Annotated in this window: 15 protein-coding genes and 1 pseudogene; 10 read left to right on the top strand and 6 right to left on the bottom strand. The window is 56.8% G+C overall.

What is annotated here, in order from left to right; genetic code table 11:
- A pseudogene (locus CGZ80_RS14120) lies at positions 1–248 on the top strand (hypothetical protein); the annotation flags it as partial.
- Positions 249–300: 52 nt separating this feature from the next.
- Here CGZ80_RS14120 and CGZ80_RS14115 read toward each other — a convergent pair.
- The 3 genes from CGZ80_RS14115 to hemC form a co-directional block, all read right to left on the bottom strand.
- Positions 301–618, bottom strand: coding sequence for a hypothetical protein (locus CGZ80_RS14115; protein WP_198953692.1), 318 nt, complete (start codon positions 616–618; stop codon positions 301–303).
- Positions 619–1068: 450 nt separating this feature from the next.
- Positions 1069–2007: a sugar phosphate isomerase/epimerase family protein gene (locus CGZ80_RS14110; RefSeq protein ID WP_094415472.1), complete on the bottom strand. Its 939-nt coding sequence runs from the start codon at positions 2005–2007 to the stop codon at positions 1069–1071.
- Between the two features lie 79 nt (positions 2008–2086).
- Positions 2087–3013, bottom strand: a complete 927-nt coding sequence (gene hemC, locus CGZ80_RS14105) for a hydroxymethylbilane synthase (RefSeq protein ID WP_255407710.1) — start codon at positions 3011–3013, stop codon at positions 2087–2089.
- A 411-nt stretch (positions 3014–3424) separates the two neighbouring features.
- Here hemC and CGZ80_RS14095 point away from each other — a divergent pair, with 411 nt between their 5' ends.
- The gene (locus CGZ80_RS14095) at positions 3425–6136 is read left to right on the top strand and encodes a protein kinase domain-containing protein (protein WP_143543922.1); all 2712 of its coding nucleotides are present in this window, start codon (positions 3425–3427) and stop codon (positions 6134–6136) included.
- Positions 6106–7125 (top strand): hypothetical protein, encoded by a 1020-nt coding sequence (locus tag CGZ80_RS14090; RefSeq protein WP_094415447.1) that lies wholly within the window; start codon positions 6106–6108, stop codon positions 7123–7125. Before CGZ80_RS14095 ends, CGZ80_RS14090 begins: the two co-directional genes overlap by 31 nt.
- Before the next feature lie 45 nt (positions 7126–7170).
- On the opposite strand, the gene CGZ80_RS14085 is transcribed toward CGZ80_RS14090, so the two are convergent.
- Complete coding sequence (locus CGZ80_RS14085) at positions 7171–8022, bottom strand: hypothetical protein (RefSeq protein ID WP_094415445.1); 852 nt, start codon at positions 8020–8022, stop codon at positions 7171–7173.
- Between the two features lie 348 nt (positions 8023–8370).
- On the opposite strand from CGZ80_RS14085, the gene CGZ80_RS14080 reads away from it, so the two are divergent.
- From CGZ80_RS14080 to CGZ80_RS14065, 4 genes are all read left to right on the top strand, one after another.
- Complete coding sequence (locus CGZ80_RS14080; protein ID WP_094415470.1) at positions 8371–9525, top strand: glycosyltransferase; 1155 nt, start codon at positions 8371–8373, stop codon at positions 9523–9525.
- Between the two features lie 61 nt (positions 9526–9586).
- Positions 9587–10192, top strand: coding sequence for a lysophospholipid acyltransferase family protein (locus CGZ80_RS14075; protein ID WP_094415443.1), 606 nt, complete (start codon positions 9587–9589; stop codon positions 10190–10192).
- Between the two features lie 90 nt (positions 10193–10282).
- Positions 10283–11179, top strand: coding sequence for a 3-deoxy-8-phosphooctulonate synthase (kdsA, locus tag CGZ80_RS14070; RefSeq protein ID WP_094415468.1), 897 nt, complete (start codon positions 10283–10285; stop codon positions 11177–11179).
- A complete protein-coding gene (locus CGZ80_RS14065; protein WP_233148420.1) occupies positions 11166–12959 on the top strand; it encodes a hypothetical protein in 1794 nt (597 codons plus the stop codon). Before kdsA ends, CGZ80_RS14065 begins: the two co-directional genes overlap by 14 nt.
- A 44-nt stretch (positions 12960–13003) precedes the next feature.
- On the opposite strand, the gene CGZ80_RS14060 is transcribed toward CGZ80_RS14065, so the two are convergent.
- Positions 13004–13729 (bottom strand): class I SAM-dependent methyltransferase, encoded by a 726-nt coding sequence (locus tag CGZ80_RS14060; protein ID WP_094415441.1) that lies wholly within the window; start codon positions 13727–13729, stop codon positions 13004–13006.
- 653 nt (positions 13730–14382) lie between these two features.
- Between CGZ80_RS14060 and CGZ80_RS14055 the strand changes: the two genes are divergently transcribed.
- The 3 genes from CGZ80_RS14055 (at position 14383) to surE (ending at position 17719) form a co-directional block, all read left to right on the top strand.
- On the top strand, positions 14383–15525 hold the full coding sequence (locus tag CGZ80_RS14055; RefSeq protein ID WP_094415439.1) for a glycosyltransferase family 4 protein: 1143 nt from the start codon (positions 14383–14385) through the stop codon (positions 15523–15525).
- Between the two features lie 188 nt (positions 15526–15713).
- Positions 15714–16871, top strand: a complete 1158-nt coding sequence (gene ispG / locus CGZ80_RS14050) for a (E)-4-hydroxy-3-methylbut-2-enyl-diphosphate synthase (protein WP_198953693.1) — start codon at positions 15714–15716, stop codon at positions 16869–16871.
- Positions 16872–16945: 74 nt separating this feature from the next.
- Positions 16946–17719: a 5'/3'-nucleotidase SurE gene (surE, locus tag CGZ80_RS14045; RefSeq protein WP_094415435.1), complete on the top strand. Its 774-nt coding sequence runs from the start codon at positions 16946–16948 to the stop codon at positions 17717–17719.
- On the opposite strand, the gene CGZ80_RS14040 is transcribed toward surE, so the two are convergent.
- Positions 17716–19506, bottom strand: coding sequence for an aspartate kinase (locus CGZ80_RS14040; protein WP_094415433.1), 1791 nt, complete (start codon positions 19504–19506; stop codon positions 17716–17718). The genes surE and CGZ80_RS14040 overlap by 4 nt on opposite strands.
- Between the last annotated feature and the right edge of the window lie 69 nt (positions 19507–19575).

The following is a 19575-nucleotide window of genomic DNA, read 5'->3' as shown; positions in this document are numbered from 1 at the left end:
TGTTTGGTTGTTTTGGTCGGTTGCAAGCGATCGGCACTATCGGGCGGTTCAAGTTTCACGGCTTCGTCGCTTGGGCAATTTGGCTATTGATTCACTTGATGTACATCACCCGTTTTCGCAACCGAGTCCTTGTGTTGGTGCAATGGGGGTGGGCGTTCTTCACACGCGATCGGTCTGCCCGTCTGATTACCGGACGACATCGCTGGGAAAAAGAAGACGCGGTCTCGGAGAGAGCCCAGTCGGCTTAAAATCGGTCGTGCGTTTTGAAAGCTTCGCGATTGAGACGGGCGCACTGGCTGACTAGGCCAAGCAGACTTCCAACCCGGCTGTTCCCCCGGCCGCGTTTGCGCCCGCCAAGGCCGCTGATGTGGCGACCGGCTGCATGGGCACTGGCATGATCACTTCGACCGCAGGCAGCAAGCGGACGTTGGAACAGCGTGATAGATAAAACTGTCGCGGTTCTTCGCGGCACAGGCAAAGTGCTAGGACGCGGTCGTTTCCGACAAAGCGAATCGGACTGACGATCCGTCGGGTCAAGTTGCCTTTGGCATCGGCATATTCCAGTTCCACGACAAACGTCTCTGAATCGATCATCGCTCGACGCAAAATATTCTTCATCGTTCTTCTCCTTCGAAACCTGAATTGAGTTCCGCGACAAAGGCGTTTTGAGAACGCGGTGGCTTTGAGAAAGCTCTTGTTGTCGCTTGCAGAAGAAGTATCAGAATTCGGCGGACACATTCGGTCATCGCCGAAATGCCGTCCCGTCGGCGCATAAAAAAAGGCGAGGCCAGCTCCGAAGAACCGACCACGCCTCGCACGGGGGGACGCTTAATATCTGGTTGTGACGATCGCGTTGCTTTGCGTCCCTCGCACACCAAGAAACTAGTCCGATTCCGCCTCGGACGTCGCGTCATCTTGATCAAATGCGGCGAAATTCAATTTGCCGCCCATCAAACCATTCCGGCTGTATCGGTCGATCCGATTGAGGTGTCCCCGGGGGAGCAAAATGTCCGCTGACCGACATTCCGAATACGAAACGGTGTGACGTTTCGGCCCCGATCGCGCCAGCTACATCAGTGCTTCACGCAACTGCTGCGCAGCTACGGGGATGTTCTCGTAGGGGGATTCGTCCTCGTACTCAAGAATCACGAATCCCTGGTATCCGGCATCCTTTAGCAGGTTGCCGATGCGCGGCAGATCGGCCGGGTAATGCGTCCCGTCTGGGCGCCGCATGCTGACTTTTACCTGAACGTTGACCGCGTAGGGAACGCACTTTTCCAAGTCGCCATAGGGATCGTCGGTGAAGAAGTTTCCGGTGTCCAAGTTGATCCCGACCCAAGGGTGGTCGACCGCTTCGATCAATCCGAGCAGTTGGTCTGCTTTCAAGTTTCCATGGTTTTCAATGCCAAGAAAAATGCCACGCTTGGCCGCATGGTCGGCACAGCGTTTCATCGCTGACACGGCATCATCGAAACGCTCAGGATGTTCATCGAGTTCTTTGCCCGTTCCGGCGAAGAAGCGAATGTGTGGAGCGCCGAGAATTGCGGCACGATCAATCCAGGCAAACGCGTCGGCGATCTCTTGATCCAGGCGATCGCCCGCGCCGCGCGTAAAGTTGTTACCAATTGCAGTACCCGAGATCGTGACGCCTTTTAGAAACGCTTGCCGCTTTAGATCTAGAAAGTAGTTGTCGTCCGCATCCGGTTTGAAAAAGTAGCTTGTCAGCTCGGCCGCCTCGAAGCCCTGTTCGACGCAGTAGTCGAGGAAGCCTGGCATGTCGATCGCCTTGGTCGGATCAGTCGGCTTCTTCGGCTTGCCCTTCATAAAAGAAAAGCTGTTTCGCAAAGAGTATGCGGCGAGGCCGATGCGAAAACGCGGTCCACCGGTTCGCGGGAACGGTTCAGTGGCGGTTGCGAAATTGGTGCCTGCGGTTGCGCAGGTGGCAGTGGCGAGTGCACCAGCCGCAGTGAAAAATTTGCGGCGAGACTGGTTGTGTGAAGGTGTCATCTTCAGGGCTGGGGATCGTGGGGAAGCGAGGTAGGCGTTCCCCATGATCATAACCCGAATGGCAGTGCCAAAGTTGCTGTTAGCGCCCGGCGTCGATCAGGGCACGTGCTCCTTGCTCCAGCAGCACTTCGCTGACCTGTTTGCCAAGTGCTTTGGCCGTGTCGGGCCAAGAATCGTCATTCAAGCGGATCACCGAACTGGCTGAGCTTTCCAAGCACACGGTACCATCGAGCGACAGTACACGAGCAGTCAGAGATAGTTCTCCATTTTGGTCGATCGTGCCAAGGGCGGCGATCGGTGCCAAGCAGCCGCCATGAAGTTCCGACAGCAGCGTGCGTTCGGCGAGTGTGCAGGCGTTGGAGATTGGGCGGTCAATTCCCGAGACGACTTCCATCGCCAAAGAGTCCTTGCGCCGAACCTCGATTGCCAGCGCCCCTTGGCCGGGCGCCGGAAGCATCACGTCTAAAGGAAGCTCGACGCGAGGCAGGTCGCTCATGCCGAGTCGTTCGATGCCTGCGGATGCCAATACGATCGCGTCGAATTCGCCATCGTTCATTTTTTGCAATCGTGTTTGGACGTTGCCGCGGATCGGCTGGACATCAAGGTCTGGGCGGACCCGCAATAGCTGCGCCGCGCGGCGTCGGCTGCCGGTGCCTACTCTCGCTCCCTTGGGCAGCGATTCGAGATCGTGCGATTGCGGCGAAACCAAGCTGTCCTTAACGTTTTCACGATCGGGCGAGGCGATCATGATCAAATCCGGATGCTGCTCGGTCGGCAAGTCTTTCATCGAGTGGACCGCGACGTCGCCCTCGTTTTCCAGCAAGGCTTGTTGAATTCGTTTGGTGAACACACCGACGGAGCGTTTTCCGTCGATCGGTCGCATGTCGACATCGCCGCTGCTGACCATCGGGACAATGTTTGGCGGAACGGTCAACTCGGTCAACAGCGCAGCGACATGCTCGGCCTGCCACATTGCGAGCGGGCTTTCACGAGTCGCGATCCGCAAAACACGTTCGTCCGAGGGGGAAGTCGACGGTGACGATAATGACGGTTGGTCCGGGTTTGGCAAAACGTCAGCAGGGGGGCGAGAGTTTTGGTGTGGGCCCGACCGTCCGATGCGGCACATCGCTTAGGCAAGGCGTAGGTTCAAAAGCGCCATCCAACTTACCGCCCAAACACGCTTCCCGACAGCAGGCAGTGAGCGGACGATGCCGCCGTGAAATCGGCTACACCGCATCCGCCAAGTGTTCCGTTGGCCTCGTTAATCAACGCCGCCACGATAAACTGGGCGAAAACGGACTGGACCGAATAGAAATAACATACAAGGATAGAAGCCGCACACGTGCTGCTTTTTCCGCTTCCCAAGGTATTGGTTCGGCCCCGATGGGGTCGAAACGAATTGGGCAAAAACACGACCGTGTCTTCTGAACATTCCAAATCGGTTTCCGACGGATCGCTGGACGAAAATCCTGTGAGTGATTCGTCTGCGCCTTGGCGGCTGTCTTCGCAAGACATGTCGGCGATGATTACCGACGGCGCGACACGTGACTTTGACGATGCCGCCGAATCGGTGGCCTCTCTGTCGCTGGTCGATTCAGGGGCTCGGCAAAACGAACCCGGTCCGCCCGCCGCAAAAAACGTTGCGACGCTGCAATTGCCCGAACAGATTGGCGACTATCGGATCAAGAAGCTGATCGGTACCGGTGGGATGGGGCAGGTTTACTTAGCAGAGCATGTCCGCATGCAACGGCTTGTCGCGCTCAAGATGTTGCGCGGGGATCGTATTCGGGATTCAGCTTCGGTGGAGCGGTTTTACGATGAGGTCCGTGCCGCTTCTCGCGTGATGCATCCCAATGTCGTGACCGCGTTTGATGCTGGCGAATACGATTCCATCCATTTCTTGGTGATGGAATACGTCGAAGGCATGACGTTGACTCGGTTCGTGTCAAAGAATGGTCCGCTGACACCCGGCATGGCCGCAGCCGTGATCCGCCAGGCCGCTTTGGGATTGTTGCACGCACACCGCAATGGGATTGTTCACCGTGATGTCAAACCCGGCAACTTGATCCGGGCCAACGACGGAACAATCAAATTGTTGGACCTAGGGCTGGCACAAATCAGCAACGTTTTGTGGTCCGACGATGGCCGCGAAATCGGACGGGTGCAAGATCCGAATTCCTTTCACAAACGCAAAGGAAAACTGGTCGGAACGCTTGCGTACATGTCGCCCGAGCAGCTGGAGATGCCCGACGAAGTTGACCCGCGCAGTGATATCTATTCACTCGGCGCGGTGATGTTCTTTTTGTTGACCAGCAAGCCGCCCTATCAAGGTGAATACCTCGATCAAGTTTATGGGCATCGTCACGGCGAAGTTCCGGATTTGATGCAGCTGCGTGATGACGTTGATCTTGGGTTTGCGAATATCCTTCGCAGGATGATGGCCAAGAAACTGAGCGAGCGCTATGGTTCACTCGACGAAGTCATCGAAGATCTCGCCGCCTATGCCGAGGAATCACACAGCCCGGCATGGCTTTCCGAATTCGTTCAGCGGCAATCCTCACTGGATGCGTCGACCTTGTCTGGCAGTTCGACCGCACTTGGCAATGTGCCAATCTTCGGGATCGACTTGGGGATGACTTACATCGCGACCGCCGAAGCAATCCCTGGCGTCGGGATTCACAACTTGTCTGCCGGTGCCGAAGGTCAACCGTTGCTGCGAATGTCGATCGCCAACGGCGACGATGACGTGCTGTACGATGTCGATGCGAATCAGATGCGGATGGCGATGCCGCGACGCGTCGTGCATTGCTTGCCGCTTTACATCGGCAAAGACTTGGTGGAACGCGAAATCGCCGGACGGCGATGTCCCCCGGAGGTCCTGATGGCGATGTCGGTTCGGCGTGCCGTCGGGAACAGTTATCCCGATGACAATTGGCCCAAACTGACGGCGGTCAGCGTCCCCGCCAGCTATGACCAGTTCCATCGCCGTAGTATCAAGCAAGCTTGCCGGTTGGCCGGTCTTGAATCGGTTCGCTTGGTCGATCGCAGCTTAGCCGCGGTCCAGTCCCTGCTGGCGGCTGCAGACACTGACGCGTCAGACGAAGACATGCCGATCGATTTGAATGGCAGCGAGACGCTGTTGTTTATTGGCTTGTCCGGTCAAGCAACCGAGGTCGCGTTGATCGATCGCGACGGCGCGCAGCTTCGACAATTGGCAACGGCTGGACACTGGCACAACGGTACGCTGACTTGGCAGCACCGTTTGGTGGAACTCGCATCGGAAGGTTTTCGTACGATCCACGGATTCGACCCGCGCAAAAAGTCTGTCACCGCGTCACGTCTGCAAATGTCTTGTGAACGCGCGTTGAATTCGTTGTTGCTTTTGCCTGATGTCACCGTCAGTGTCGAAACTGACGAACGACCCTATTCGATTACCGTTTCCAGAGAACGATGGCTGGAACGATGTACGGACTTGATTCATGGCATTCGGCAAGACATGCATCAGGTTTGCCAAGTGACCGGTATACATCCCAAGAAAATCAGTTCCGTTGTTACCTTGGGGTCGCTACTGAGAATCGAGTCCTTGCGTCAACGATTGTTGAAACGCTTGCCCGAGGACCTGCCGATTCGAGCGACCGACCGTAGCGATGTTGCGCGAGGTGCGGCGGCTTGTTTGGAAGCCGAATTGCCACAACGCACTCATGTTCTCGTGCCGCCAAAGAGCGTTGCCGGGCAATCGATCGGTATCGTGGTCGAAGATAACAATGGCAGACGGCGAATCCTGCCGATCATTAAACGCGGCGAAAAGCTGCCTGCGCGAACCAATCGAAAACTATCGATCGCAAAAGAACGCGAGTCAATGACGTTATCCGTCGTCGAATCTTCGGGCGTCCATAGCGAGACGTGGCATTCACTGGGACGATTCACATTTGAAGTCAGTCGCCAAGCTGATGGGCAAGTCCGGCGCACGTGGATGATCGCATTCGAACTAAATGTTGACGGCTTGCTAACCGTTCGCGCGCAAACACCCGGAACGCCGGAGAGCAAGCGTTTGGCAGTGATCCCCGAACCGACATTGCCGTTAAAGGATGAACCGGAGTGGATGCGTTGGATGGCGTCGAACGAGTGACCGAAACGACTGATCCTCCGTCAGTTGGGCTGTCAAACGCCGTGATCGTCAAACGGATCGCTTGCATCTTGGCGGCAGTTATCTTGGCGTTGTTGGTGCCCATTCCGTTGCATGGTCGCACCGCGAGTGCGCTCGGCGATTTGGTCCATGCACCGTTGTTCGGGTCGCTCGCGTTCGCTTGGATCACGTTTTGGCAGCGCCGAATTAGTCTCGCGCAGCAACCGTCTGCTGACGGTTCCAAGTTGATCTTTCGAACGGCCGTCGTTTGGATCACGCTGAGCAGCTTTGGCGTCGTCATGGAGCTTGCGCAGTGGAAGATGGGACGCAGTATGGCGTTGCATGATGCGATCGCAAACTCGCTCGGCGTCGCGGCGGCATTGGCGATTTTTCATGGGATTCAACTTCGACGCTCGCAACGCAATGGTGCCGCAAAAACAGCGTTCGTCGGCGGACTCTTGCTCTTAGCCGCCGCGTGGGTGCACCCCGCGATCGACCTGTCCGACGACCTCGCCATCATGTATCAGTTTCCACTGCTCGCGTCCTTCGAAACAGAAACGGAGTTGTCACGGTGGTATCGTCGTGATTGCGAACTGGTGCTTAGTTCAGAGCATGTCACCGCTGGGGAACACAGTGGCCAAGTCACCTTTCGTCGCAGCCACTTTCCGGCGGTCACGCTGATTGAATTGGTTCACGACTGGCGACAATACAGCGAGTTGCAATTGGACCTCTTGTTGGATCCTGATACTGCAATCGATCAAGTCACCGCTGTCTTAAAAATCGTCGATCAATCGGGACAGTTTGGCGAAGCGAAGTTTGTCCAGAATCTGTCGCCAGGCCAGCCTTTCCGCTGGACGATCAACAAACAGCAACTCGATGCCTTGGAAGAAAACGGTCTGAACCGAAGTCAAATCCGCTTTATCGATCTTGGTTTGGTCGATCCACCGGTCGACGTCAAAATCTGGATCGACAACGTTCGGTTGTTGCCTTAGGTGGGCGATTCGAAACCGTGGTGAAAACGGTTCGTCAGGAGAGATTTAGAAACGTGGTGTTGGTCGCCGCCAGGACAAGTTCGATTCGCTGTCGTCGGTGATCGGTTCCGTTGACGGGAGCGAGGCTTGTCGTTGGGCTGAATTGTTCATTGCGTTTTGGCCGGCAAAGGCGTTGGTGTTTGCAACGAACGTTGAATTGGTCGGTTGCCCCAGCGGCGCGTTTGCCGACAAGTCATTCGAGTACCCTTGCGTGACGACGTCATGCTGATTGAAAACGTTCGGGTACGGCGGCTGCTGCGGAAGCGATGTCGGATAGCTCGCGCCATAGTTGTAACCAGGGCGCTGCTGTGGCGGGACGTATCCGGGCGGATAAGGCGAACCGGTGAGATCGATCACTTGCATGCCACCGGCGCGAATCGAATCGGGGGACGGTGTTGTCGAAGGTGCAGGGTTCGACGGAGCTTGTTGTGGAAGCGGCGAATCAGAGATCCAGCCAGTTTGGCGAATTGAATTGTCGTAGTTACCCGTACCGCCTGCGGTCGTCAGGTCGGTGACGCCACGAGTCAATGCGGCTTGTCCATACGCCGCACCGGAAGGCAGCGACGAGGTCGAATTGTTAGGGGCGTAGCCAGTCGATGGTCCGTAGTTGCCGGGGACGTTGTACGAACCCGTTGATGGGGGCGGGACGCGTGTTGGGGAACCAAATGCGCTGACGCCGGATGTCGGCTGGATGGGTGAGAGCGGAACTCCGCCTTGAACAGGGGCGAGCGTCGACGTTTGGCCAAACGTTCCGATCGGAGCGTTCGTCGTGTTTCGGCAACCGCAAACTAGCAGCAACGCTGCGGAACACGTGATCGCGGCGGCGGGAAGTTTTGACGAGTTGAGGTGTCGACGCATTTTGAAGGCCTGCTGAGGAAGAGGGTTCAGGCTGGCTTTAACAAAAGCGTCAATTTTGCGGAAAGTCCAACTCGGTCAAAAACCTCACTTTTCGGTAGCAATCCGCCAGATTCGCTCAAGGTGGCAACCGACATTGCATTCAGATCGTCAAGTTCCGGTGACTTTGGAAGCCGACTGCCCCCTCGGCGGGGTCTGTACAAGTTAATCGGAATGACGGCCGAATTGGCAAGCTCCTCGGCTCGGTGAGCTAGGCTTTAGTATCAGCTTGTCTCACATTCATTCCGGTCCGTTCCCATGCGATTTCGACAACTTTGGCGTTCCACTCCTCCAAGGCGCGAACGCGGTGCAATGCGGTGTCAGTTTGTCATCACCAGCATGCCGGTTGGCGGTGCGGAGACGCTGTTGGTCAACATGCTTCGGCGGTTTGACCCAGCCGTTGTCCGCCCGGAGGTGATCTGTTTGAAAGACCCCGGTCCACTGGGTGAGCAAATCGCAGAAGAGTTTCCGCTCTACAGCAATTTGATCGGTGGCAAATGGGATGCACGGGTTGCGTTTCGCTTAGCCAAACGAATGCGACACGCGGATGTCGTCATCACCGTCGGCGCCGGCGACAAGATGTTCTGGGGGCGATTAGCTGCATTTATGGCGGGCGTTCCCGTCATTGCCTCGGCACTTCACAGCACCGGTTGGCCAGATGGCGTGGGAAGATTGAATCGGATGTTGACGCCGATCACCGACGCGTTCATCGCCGTCGCAGATTCACACGGAAAGTTTCTGCATGAGTTCGAGCGTTTTCCCGAACACAAAGTTCATGTGATTCGAAACGGAGTTGACTGTGAACGGTTTCGACCGGATCACCAAGCAAGGTTGGACGTTCGGGCCGAACTCGGTTTAGCATCCGATACGCCGCTTGTCGGAATTGTTGCCGCTTTGCGTAGTGAAAAAAATCACGGTCTGTTGGTCCGAGCGGCTGCAAAGCTTCATCATCATTTCCCAGATTTGCATTGGTTGATTGTTGGTGATGGTCCCGAACGCGATTCGATCGAATCGTTGGCGACCGAGCTTGGCGTTCGTGAGCGAATTCGTTTACTCGGAACTCGTCACGACACCCCAAATCTGGTCGCAGCGTTGGATGTCTTCACGTTGTGTTCGCTTAACGAGGCTTCGCCGGTATCGATACTCGAAGCACTCGCATGCGAAGTCCCAGTAGCCGCGACGGATGTTGGATCTGTCAGCGAATCGATCCGCCCGGGGCAAACCGGTTGGCTGTTCCCGTCAGAAGATGTTGATGCCATGGCCGCGTCGATCGAAAAACTGTTGCTCGATCCGGCACAGCGGCATGCGATGGGGATTGAAGGCCGCCAGTTGGTGCTCGATAGCGGGTCGCTGCAGTCCATGGTCAGCGGGTATCAGAATTTGATGACCACCAGCTATGACCGTGTTGCGCGGAAACCAAGGCGTGTGTCATCGGGCGTCGGCGTCAAGCGAAAGGCGACGTCTTAGGATGCCTTTTGGTGGTCTGCCCCCACTGCCACCACAATTCGTGTGCGAGTAGACTGTGCCCATGACATTGACGAGTCATGTAATCGTACTGCTTGCGAAGCTGTTCAGCGGCTTCACGGTCCGTTGGGTAGATTGCCAACCGGACACGTGCCAACGCATCTATTTTGCAAACCACACCAGCCACTTGGACGCGGTGGTGCTGTGGTCGGCGTTGCCGCGTGAAATTCGCGCAGTCACACGTCCTGTTGCCGCCAAGGACTATTGGAGTTCTGGTTGGATCAAGCCGCACATGGCGGCCAGCTTCAATGCGTTACTGATCGATCGAAAAGAGATTAAGGTCCATCGTAGCCCGATCGATGTGATGCTCGAAGAAATGGGCGACCTCTATTCGCTGATCGTCTTCCCTGAAGGAGGACGAAGTTCTGGCGAAGAGATGGGGCAGTTCAAAAGCGGCTTGTACTACATGGGCAAGAAACGCCCCGATTTGGAACTGGTTCCCGTTTATATCGACAACGTCAATCGCATTCTGCCGCGTGGTGAAGTCTTGCCCGTGCCGCTGCTGAGCTGCATCACGATTGGGGCGCCGATCTTTTTGGAAACCGGCGAACCCAAGCAAGCGTTCTTGAAGCGGGCCCGCCAAGCGGTCGCAGATTTGAAAGAGCATTGATCTGGGTGAACGCAGGCCAAGCGATTTGTCGGCCTGGCGATTTGTTTGGTCCGATTGCGTTGCATGCTGTCTTCGCCGAAACTGCACCGCATGAGCGAACACACCCCAACTACAGATTCAGTGGCCAACGTCGGCATCCCAGCCGTCACGCCTGTTTCGATCGGTTCCTATCAATGCGGTGACGGTCAGCCGTTGATGTTGATCGCTGGGCCGTGCGTTTTACAGGATCATACGATTTCGTCGCAAATCGCTGAAACGTTGGCCTCGCTGAATGATTCCCCCTCGGTCAACGTTGTTTTCAAAGCGTCGTTTGACAAAGCCAATCGGACCAGTGCCGCCGCCATCCGAGGGCCTGGGATCGAAGAGGGCTTGGCGATGTTGGAAAAAATTGGCCGCGAATTTGGGCTGCCGACGACGACCGATATCCACCTGCCGGAACAGGCTGCCGCGGTCGCACAGGTTTGTGATGTGCTGCAGATCCCGGCGTTCCTGGCCAGGCAAACCGACCTCGTCGTCGCTGCTGCCGAAACCGGTAAGCCGGTTAATATCAAGAAGGGCCAGTTCATGGCCCCTGAGGACATGCGATACGTCGTGCAAAAGGCACAAGGGGCCGGCAGTGGCGGTGTGCTGCTGTGCGAACGGGGGACATTTTTTGGATACGGGCGTCTCGTCAACGACATGCAATCGCTGCCGATCATGCGTTCGTTCGGTGTGCCGGTGGTGTTCGACGCCACCCACAGTGTTCAGCGGCCCGGATCAGGCCAGGGAAGCACCGGCGGAAACCGAGAAATGGTCGAACCATTGGCCCGGGCTGCCGTAGCAGTGGGTATCGACGCAGTCTTTTTTGAGACCCACCCAGAACCCGAATCCTCCCCCAGTGACGGAGCCAATATGGTTCCCCTTGCTGATTTCGGTGCGATGGTCAACAGGCTGCTGGCAATCCGCGAAACGATTCAATCTTTCCGCCCCATTCATGGCACTTCGTAAAATAACTCCGTCATCGATGCCCAAGGCTTCGATGCGTCTGGTCGCTGCCGCAGCATCCCTGTTCGTGTGCTGTTTGGCGACACTGACCGGCTGCAACGATGATTCACAATTGGTGCGTGAGATCCAAGTCAAACGCCAAGCCGAGCAGCAGGCGCGATCGCAACAGGATCACTTGGGGGAAACCTTCGCGCTGCTGAAACAGTTCGTCGAACTGGATCCGAAAAAAGCGAGGCGACAAGTTGCTTACCACTTGAATCGGTGGAGTGAAAATCAGCCCGCACCGGCAACGTCTCTCCCAAAATTGCTCAAGTCAGTTTCGGAACTGTTCCCCCCGAAGGAACTCGACAAGCTGGTTGGCGACACCACGTTCCAGCCGGGTGATGCGGATCACCTTCGTGACTGCTTTCTCTTTCATTCGCTCTACAGTTGGGTCGACACCGCTGAGATGGATGAATTGCTGCTGAGCGATTGGTTCGCTGATCTGGCAAAGTCACTGAGCGAAGAACAGGTCGATCAGCTGAAGACGGCAGCACGTTTGTTTGATTGGACTGTTCGAAACGTGGCCTACGAGCCTGATGTGCCGGTGATTGGTGCACCTCCTGGTCCGACGTTTCCGTTCGGGATGGAGTTCCGTGGTCCTGGGTACCGCCAAACCGATTACCAGACAGTGATGCGCGGTACCGGCGACGGACTGCAACGTGCCGGGGTGTTTACACAGCTTTGCCGGCAAGCGAACGTTCCGGCAGCAGTAATCGGCACCATCGATTCGTCAACCGGAGCGGTCACGCCTTACTTTGTTGGTGTCCTGGTTGGCGACGAAATTTATCTTTTCGAGCCACGATTGGGTGTCTTCGTTCCAGGCCCCGGCCAAGTGGGGATCGCAACGCTTTCCCAAGCTCGCTTGGACGAATTGGTACTGCGTCGGCTTAGCATCGCGGGCCTCGACGAGTTCACGTACCCGCTCTCTAAAAACGATGTCCAGCAGTGCGCGGCGCTGTTTAATCTTTCGCCAATCGCGGTCAGCCCTCGCATGAAACAGTTGCAATCTGGACTGACGGGCATGCGGCGTATGAACGTCTATGTCGATCCAGACCAATTGGCGGAGGACTTTGATGCTGTCACTGGCATCAGCAGTGCCAAGTTGTGGGACGTCGCCGTGAAGGCGGAGATCTATCAAGCGATTTGTATGGAGTATGGCCAGCGCGATCCGATCTTTAATTTTTGGTTCGTCGCCCGCTGGGCAATGTTGGAAGCAAACTTTGACAGCGCAAAGAGCCTCGCCCAAGGCCGCTGGTTGCACCTGTTGGGGCAGTTTGCTGACGAGGAGGACTCCAACGTCAAAGGCGCACGCACGATGTACTTGGAACAGCGTGCTCCCGAATTCGAGATCGAAGACTTGCGGATCGACGTCGATCTGCAAACTGCTTACGGCATTCGACGAAGTGACTTGAACGTGGACGCGGAAGAATACGATCGACAGATCGCCCAGATCCAGGCGATGATGCGTATGGGCAAGCGTACCGCGACGTATTGGCTAAGTCTGTTGCAAGGCGACGACGGCCGAACGGAGACCGCTGAGCGTTGGATCGCGGATCGGGTGCTCGATGAAGAGCAGCTTTCCATTTGGGTCGATCCCGCCCGGTACAATCTGGCCCGTTTGAACGAAAAACTCGGCCATACCGACGAAGCGATCGAAATGTATAAACGCGAAGACGCCCCTCAGGAGCATGGCAATCGCATTCGAGCCCGCTTGGTCGACAAGCAACAGGGCGACGAGTAGCATCGCCCAACAATCGTTCGGCAAAGCGGGCCCCGTGCCCGCGGTCAGTTGATCTGGTTTGGTTTGCAGATCGCTCGCATGATCGTAAAGAACGAAAACGGGTTCGGTTTGTAGCGTTCTTCGATGCGAATCGGTAGTTCGCTCATGATCGTTTCCAGTTCCAGATCGGTACGCCAACCCAGTCGCCGCGTCACGTTGCCGGCGGAGTCGACAACACGTGCGATCAGCGGGTTGTCGCTGCGGAAGTGGTTGATGATCAAGATTTGCCCGCCGGGGCGGCAGACGCGTACGATCTCACTCATCATGCGAGTCGGGTTGGACACGACACTGACGGTGTGAAACGACGTGACAACATCAAACTGGTTGTCTTCAAAGTCCAAGCTTTCAGCGTTCATTGCTTGGACATCGACGTGCTGCCAGCGATTGCGATCGATCATCGCTTCCGCTTCGGCCAGCATCGATTCGGAAAGATCGATCCCGGTCAGGTCGATATGCGTCGGGTAGTTGGGCAGAGATAGCCCTGTGCCGACACCGACCTCGAGGACCTTCGCGCCAGCAGCCATCTCCATCCGGCCGATCGCCATGCGGATATTTCGCCCCGCGACGGCTGGCCAAAATGCTTGGTAAGCGGGGACCAAGTTATGGTACAGCTTTGCGGCATGGGGGACGCCCAACCGTCTGCGACGCTGCGGCTTGGTGTCGCATTGCTTGCCGCTAGAATCGGAATCGCCGGGTTTGGAATCTTTATCGCTTGGCGTAACGGTGCTCATCAACAATCGCTCTTCGATAGGGAACGCCGGAAAACGTTTCGCCTCAACGTTTCCTTCGGACGATCACACCGGGTAAGCATTGCAAAAATCGCGACCGCGTCAAACACACGCCAATCAGCCGGCCGCCGCACGGAAGCCGTTTGCTAAACACGAGTTACACGAATTTAGCGGTTGGGGCGACGGTCAGAATTCGAGCGATATATTACGTTTTCGATACAATTCGATGAACGATTACGTCGACTTCGTATGACAACCTTGCCTGTCGATCGCAGTTTCACGCGACCGCATTGGGTGATCGGCTGCAACCGTTCGGGGGTGATCGTGATTGGCGGTTGGGCCAACCCACACGGTTTCCTTCAAACCGTGAACCGATTCGATTGTCATCACAGGTTGTGACGTAGGGCAAGGAGGGGTGATCATTGAATTTCTATTGGTTTCGCAGATAGCTTCGACACGGGAAAAGCAAACGCGGCGTTCGTTGCGATCGCAAGAACGTGCAATTCACTTTCGGTTATCCGCGTCCTTCACTCAGGAAACATTGGGCGTGATTCACTCCGACGCAATCGTGGACGAGCGCGGTTAGAGCGGTTGCAGGGAGGACGCGTGTGGCTTGAGGGAAAACCTGTTTGGGCCTCAATACGTAGTGGGGGAGCATGAAAGTCGACTTGGTCATCACAGAGCTGAACGTTGGTGGCGCCGAAAAGGCGATCACTCGATTAGCGCTGGGATTGCAGCAACGCGGCCACGACGCTCGCGTCTTGTCGATCGGCTCCGCTCCGGTAGATCAGCAAGCGGCCTTGAAGAGTCGACTGGAGGCTCAATCGATCCCGGTGCTGTTTGGAAACTGTGATTCAGCCCGACGATTCTTTGCCGCCGGACGTTGGCTAGCGGCACAACTCCGAAGTCGCCAAGCGGATGTTTGCCAGACGTTTTTGTTTCATGCGAATTGCTTGGGAGCCTACGCTGGCCGGATTGCCCGCATTCCTTGCGTGGTTGGCGGAATCCGGGTCGCCGAAGAACGCGTGATGCGTTCGTTTATCGAATCACAGGCTCTGCGCCGAATCGACCATGTGGTCTGCGTTAGCGATGCGGTTCGAGACTTTGCAAACAAAACGCTTTCGATCGCCCCCAGTCGCTTGACGGTCATCCCAAACGGCACTGAGTTAGTCGACCCCGAGACATGTACCCCATTCGATTGGGGCGATCTTGGATTTCCGCCCAGCAGTCGAGTGCTGCTGTTTGTGGGGCGAATGCATCCCCAAAAAGGAATCGAGTTACTGCAGCAGCAATGGCAGCGGTTGGCATCGCACGATCCTGATCTTCGGCTCGTTTTGATCGGCCAGGGACCGCTGCAAAGCGAAATCGATGATTGGATTTCCCATGAAGGACGCGGTCGTGTGCGACGATTGCCGTTTCAGTCTGACATCGTGCCGTATCTGTTGGCGAGTGAGCTGTTGGTCCTGCCCAGTCACTACGAAGGGATGGCCAACGTTGTTTTGGAGGCGATGGCTGTCGGCAAGGCCGTCGTTTGCAGTCGCATCGAAGGTACTGCGGAGCTTTTTCCGGCGATTGGCCAGGCGGGCGACCATCCGCCCGAACGCAGCCTCATGCAGACCTTTTCGCGTGCAGATGGTAACGCGATGACGACGCGTATTTGCGAATTGCTGGACGACGCTGACCGGAGGAATCGTTTGGGCGAAGCGAACCGCAGTTTTGTTCGCCAGCAATTAACGGTTGATCGGATGGTTGATCGCTATGAAGCGCTCTACCGTACCCTGCTCCGCCAGCGCGTTTGAGACGGCAGGACCGAGGATCCATTTAAGACAAGGACCCGTGAAGACTTTGCGACGAACGGCTTTCGACGCGGTGACGATCCTGCCCTGACGACCTACAATGTCGGCTCGGCATTGAGCGGCAAGGCATCACGCCGCTACCCCGCCGGGGTGCTAGACGACAGATGAAATTGAAAACTGTCAGAACTCTGATTGAATCGACCATGGAAATAAAACGAAACGCGACCCGCCCTGTTCAAATCGGTGACATCACAGTTGGTGATTTTCATCCGATCGCCGTCCAAAGTATGACGGCGACCAAGACGCAGGACATCGACGCAACCGTCGCGCAGGCCGAAGCCTATCGTGCAGCCGGTGCAGGCGTTGTCCGGGTTGCCGTTGACAGCACCAAGGACGCCGAAGCGCTTGGCGAAATCCGTCGCCAAACGAAAGCGAACTTGGCCGTCGACTTGCAAGAAAATTTCCGCTTGGCAGAAGACGTCGCGCCCTTCGTCGACAAGATTCGCTACAACCCCGGTCACCTCTATCACCACCAGCGTGATAAACCGTGGCAGGACAAGGTTCGCTTTATCATCAACCAAGCCATGGAGCATGACTGCGCCATCCGGATTGGAGTGAATTGCGGCAGCGTTGATCCGGCAAAGAAAGAGCAATACGACCCCAGCGATTCGATCACACCGATGCTGGAAAGTGCACTCGAGCACTGTGACTTCGTCGATTCGCTCGGCTTCACACGTTACGTCGTTTCACTAAAAGACAGCGACCCGCAAAAGGTCATCGAGGTCAACAAACGCTTTGCCGCCGCACGACCCGACGTGCCACTACACCTCGGCGTCACCGAAGCCGGAATGCCACCCGAAGGCATCATCAAAACACGGATCGCGTTTGAGCAATTGATCGGCAAAGGGATCGGCGACACCGTGCGAGTTTCGCTGACGTTGCCAAACGATCGCAAGCCGGAAGAAATCGATGCCGGACGGCAAATCGTCGAGGACATCTATGCCGGACGCGTTCGTTCGGTCGTGAAGCTAAACGAAAAGTCGCTCAACATTATCAGTTGCCCGAGCTGCTCGCGCGTCGAAAACGAAGCCTTCATCGACTTGGCCCAACAAGTCAAAGTGATGACCGAGTACGCCAAGGATTACGACATCACGATCGCCGTGATGGGATGCCGAGTCAACGGCCCTGGCGAAACCGATGACGCGGATCTGGGGTTGTGGTGTGGTCCGGCCAAAGTCAACTTGAAACGTGGCCCTGAACCTCTGGGCGCCTTCGGTTACGACGAAATCTTGCCGCGTTTGCAAGAAGAACTCGACACCCTGATCGCCAGCAAATCTGCCAAGGCGTAATGGTCTGCCTTGCCCTGATGGCCCTGAGCATCAAGCAGTCGATTTTGACGGAAACCGAGTAAAGGATTGGCGTAGTGAAGATTCTGCTGACCAACGATGACGGTGTCGACGCACCGGGGCTGAAGGCGCTTTCGGAATGTCTGCAACACACGCTTCGCTCGCGAGGTTCGCTAGAACAATGCGACGTGCTGGTGGTCGCGCCAAACCGTTGCCGCAGCGAATGTGGTCACAGCCTGGAATCGATACGGCCCCTGCAGGTGACTGAAGTTTCGCCTCGCTGGCATGCGGTTGCCGGAACCCCGGTCGACTGTGTTCGCGTCGCGCTGCAAGCGATGAGCTTTGCACCCGATGTGGTGTTCTCCGGCGTCAATGCGGGGGCAAATTTAGGGATCAACCTGCTGGTCAGTGGCACGTTCGCCGCCGCGCGTGAGGCCGCTTTGCAAGGGGTTCCCGCGATGGCGATTTCGCATTACCGTCGCCCGGACGTTGCCAAGCTTTGGGACCACACTCCGTTGTGGTTGGAGCAAACGATCGGCGAATTTCTAGACGTCGCACAGGGATACGATCAACGTGTGCCGAGCCTTTCGGCGCCCCTTTGGAATGTGAATCTTCCTGCGATCGAGCCCCAGTCCGGTTGGGTCCCACCTCGTGTTGAGTGTGCGGTCGACCGCAAACCATTGGACCGTGCCGGTGTCGTCGGCGAAGACGGCACCGTTCACTTTGAGCTGGACTTTCACGCCCGCCCTCGAGAGAACGGGCGCGACGTTGATCATTGCTTTTCCGGAGCGATCACGCTCAGCAAAGTGGATCCCCACTTTGGCTTGGGCGGTGAAACATCGGTCGACTAGGACAGCGAACCGGCGAAGACTTTTTCCAAGCCGGACTTTGCGGTTTCGGCGGACTTGCTGTCGATCACGGCGTTCACTTGAAGTTCGCTGGTGCCGATCATTTCGACATTGATGTTCGCGTCGCTTAGCGTGCGGAACAACAGCGTCGCGACGTGTGTGTGGCTTCGCAAGCCGATCCCGCTGACGGTCACTTTCGCGATTCCCGATTCGCCTTGGACGCCACGCATGCCGTGCGATTGTGCGATTTCGTTGGCGACTTTCAGGCTGGATTCGAGAGCCGATTCTTCAACGGTAAAGCTGACGCTCGTTGATCCGTCATCACCATCGTAGCCTTGGACGATCATGTCCACGGAGATCCCAGCGGCACCGATTCGCTCGAACATGTCAGCGGCAATGCCTGGCTGATCAGGGACGCCGGACAGTGTCACGCGTGCTTGACCGTCGAGCAACGAAATCCCGGTCAACGTCAGCGCTTCCAAGGCGTCATCACGAAGTCGGCTGACCAACGTTTCGACTTCGACGCCCTTGGCTTCGCGGTCGGCCTTGATCTGTGTCCAAGATTTGGCATCGCTTGGCGAGACGTGCAGTTCGAACGATTGGTGGACCGCACGGAGTGCTTCGGAGGCTTGGTCGCGGCTGACCAGGGCGCTGATCTTGATCTCGCTGGTGGTGATCATGTGGATGTTCACACCGGCATCAGCAAGTGCGCGGAACATTTGGCTGGCAACGCCTGCCTGGTCGACCATGTTCGCGCCGACGACCGAGATCTTGCTCAGGCTGTCGTCGTGGGTGATTCCGTCGGCGCCGATGGCTGGCAAGATCGGTTGCAACGCCGCCAGTGTTGCCGCGAGTTCACCGCGTTGGACGGTGAAGGAAACATCGGCTTTGCCCCCGTCGCCAATGTTCTGGACGACCATATCGACGGCGATCTTCTGATCGGCAATTGCCGAGAATATTTGCAGGCTTTTGCCGGGAACGTCAGGAACGCCGAGCACCGTCACGCGAGCTTCGTTGGGCGTCATTGCGGCACCGCTGACAGGAGCCGATTCGGATTCTTGCTCGGCGACGATCATCGTTCCTTGCGAGTCCGAGAAGCTGCTGCGGACGTGAATCGGGACGCCGAATTTCTTGGCGAACTCGATGCTGCGGTTGTGCATCACGCTGGCCCCAAGGCTAGCCAGTTCCAGCATTTCGTCGTAGCTGATCACGTCCACACGACGTGCTTCGGGAAGCAAGCGGGGGTCGGTGGTGTAGACGCCATCGACATCGGTGTAGATCTCGCACGCGTCGGCGCCCAAGACAGCCGCGAGGGCAACCGCAGTGGTGTCACTGCCGCCGCGGCCCAGCGTGGTGATGTTCAAGTCATCGTCGATGCCTTGGAAACCGGCTGCCACGACGATGTTGCCGTCGTCGAGCAGTTTTTCGATGCGTTCGGTGGAGATCGACCGGATGCGGGCTTTGCTAAAGCTGCTGTCGGTGTGCAGCCCGATTTGGCCACCTGTCAGGCTGACCGCTCGGCTGCCCAGCGAAGCGATCGCCATTGCGACCAACGAAACGCTGACCTGTTCCCCAGTGCTCAACAGCATGTCCATTTCACGCGCGGGCGGATTGGGGCCGAATTCGCCGGCCAATTCCAACAAGCGATCGGTGTTCTTGCCCATCGCGCTGACCACCATCACGACCCGGTGGCCTTGGTGTTGGGCTCGAATCGCTTTACGAGCCGCGGCACGGATTTTTTCGACATCGGCAACGCTGGTGCCGCCGAATTTTTGAACGATCAATGACATCGAAATAACTGAAAAAGACGGGAGGTTGGTGGAGGGAGGGGAGCGTCCAACAGAGTCGCTGTTTCGCGA

The organism is Rhodopirellula sp. MGV (assembly GCF_002251265.1).
Taxonomy (GTDB): domain Bacteria; phylum Planctomycetota; class Planctomycetia; order Pirellulales; family Pirellulaceae; genus Stieleria; species Stieleria baltica_A.
The sequence above is the reverse complement of the archived record's forward strand: the minus strand, read 5'-3'. Positions and strand labels throughout refer to the sequence as shown.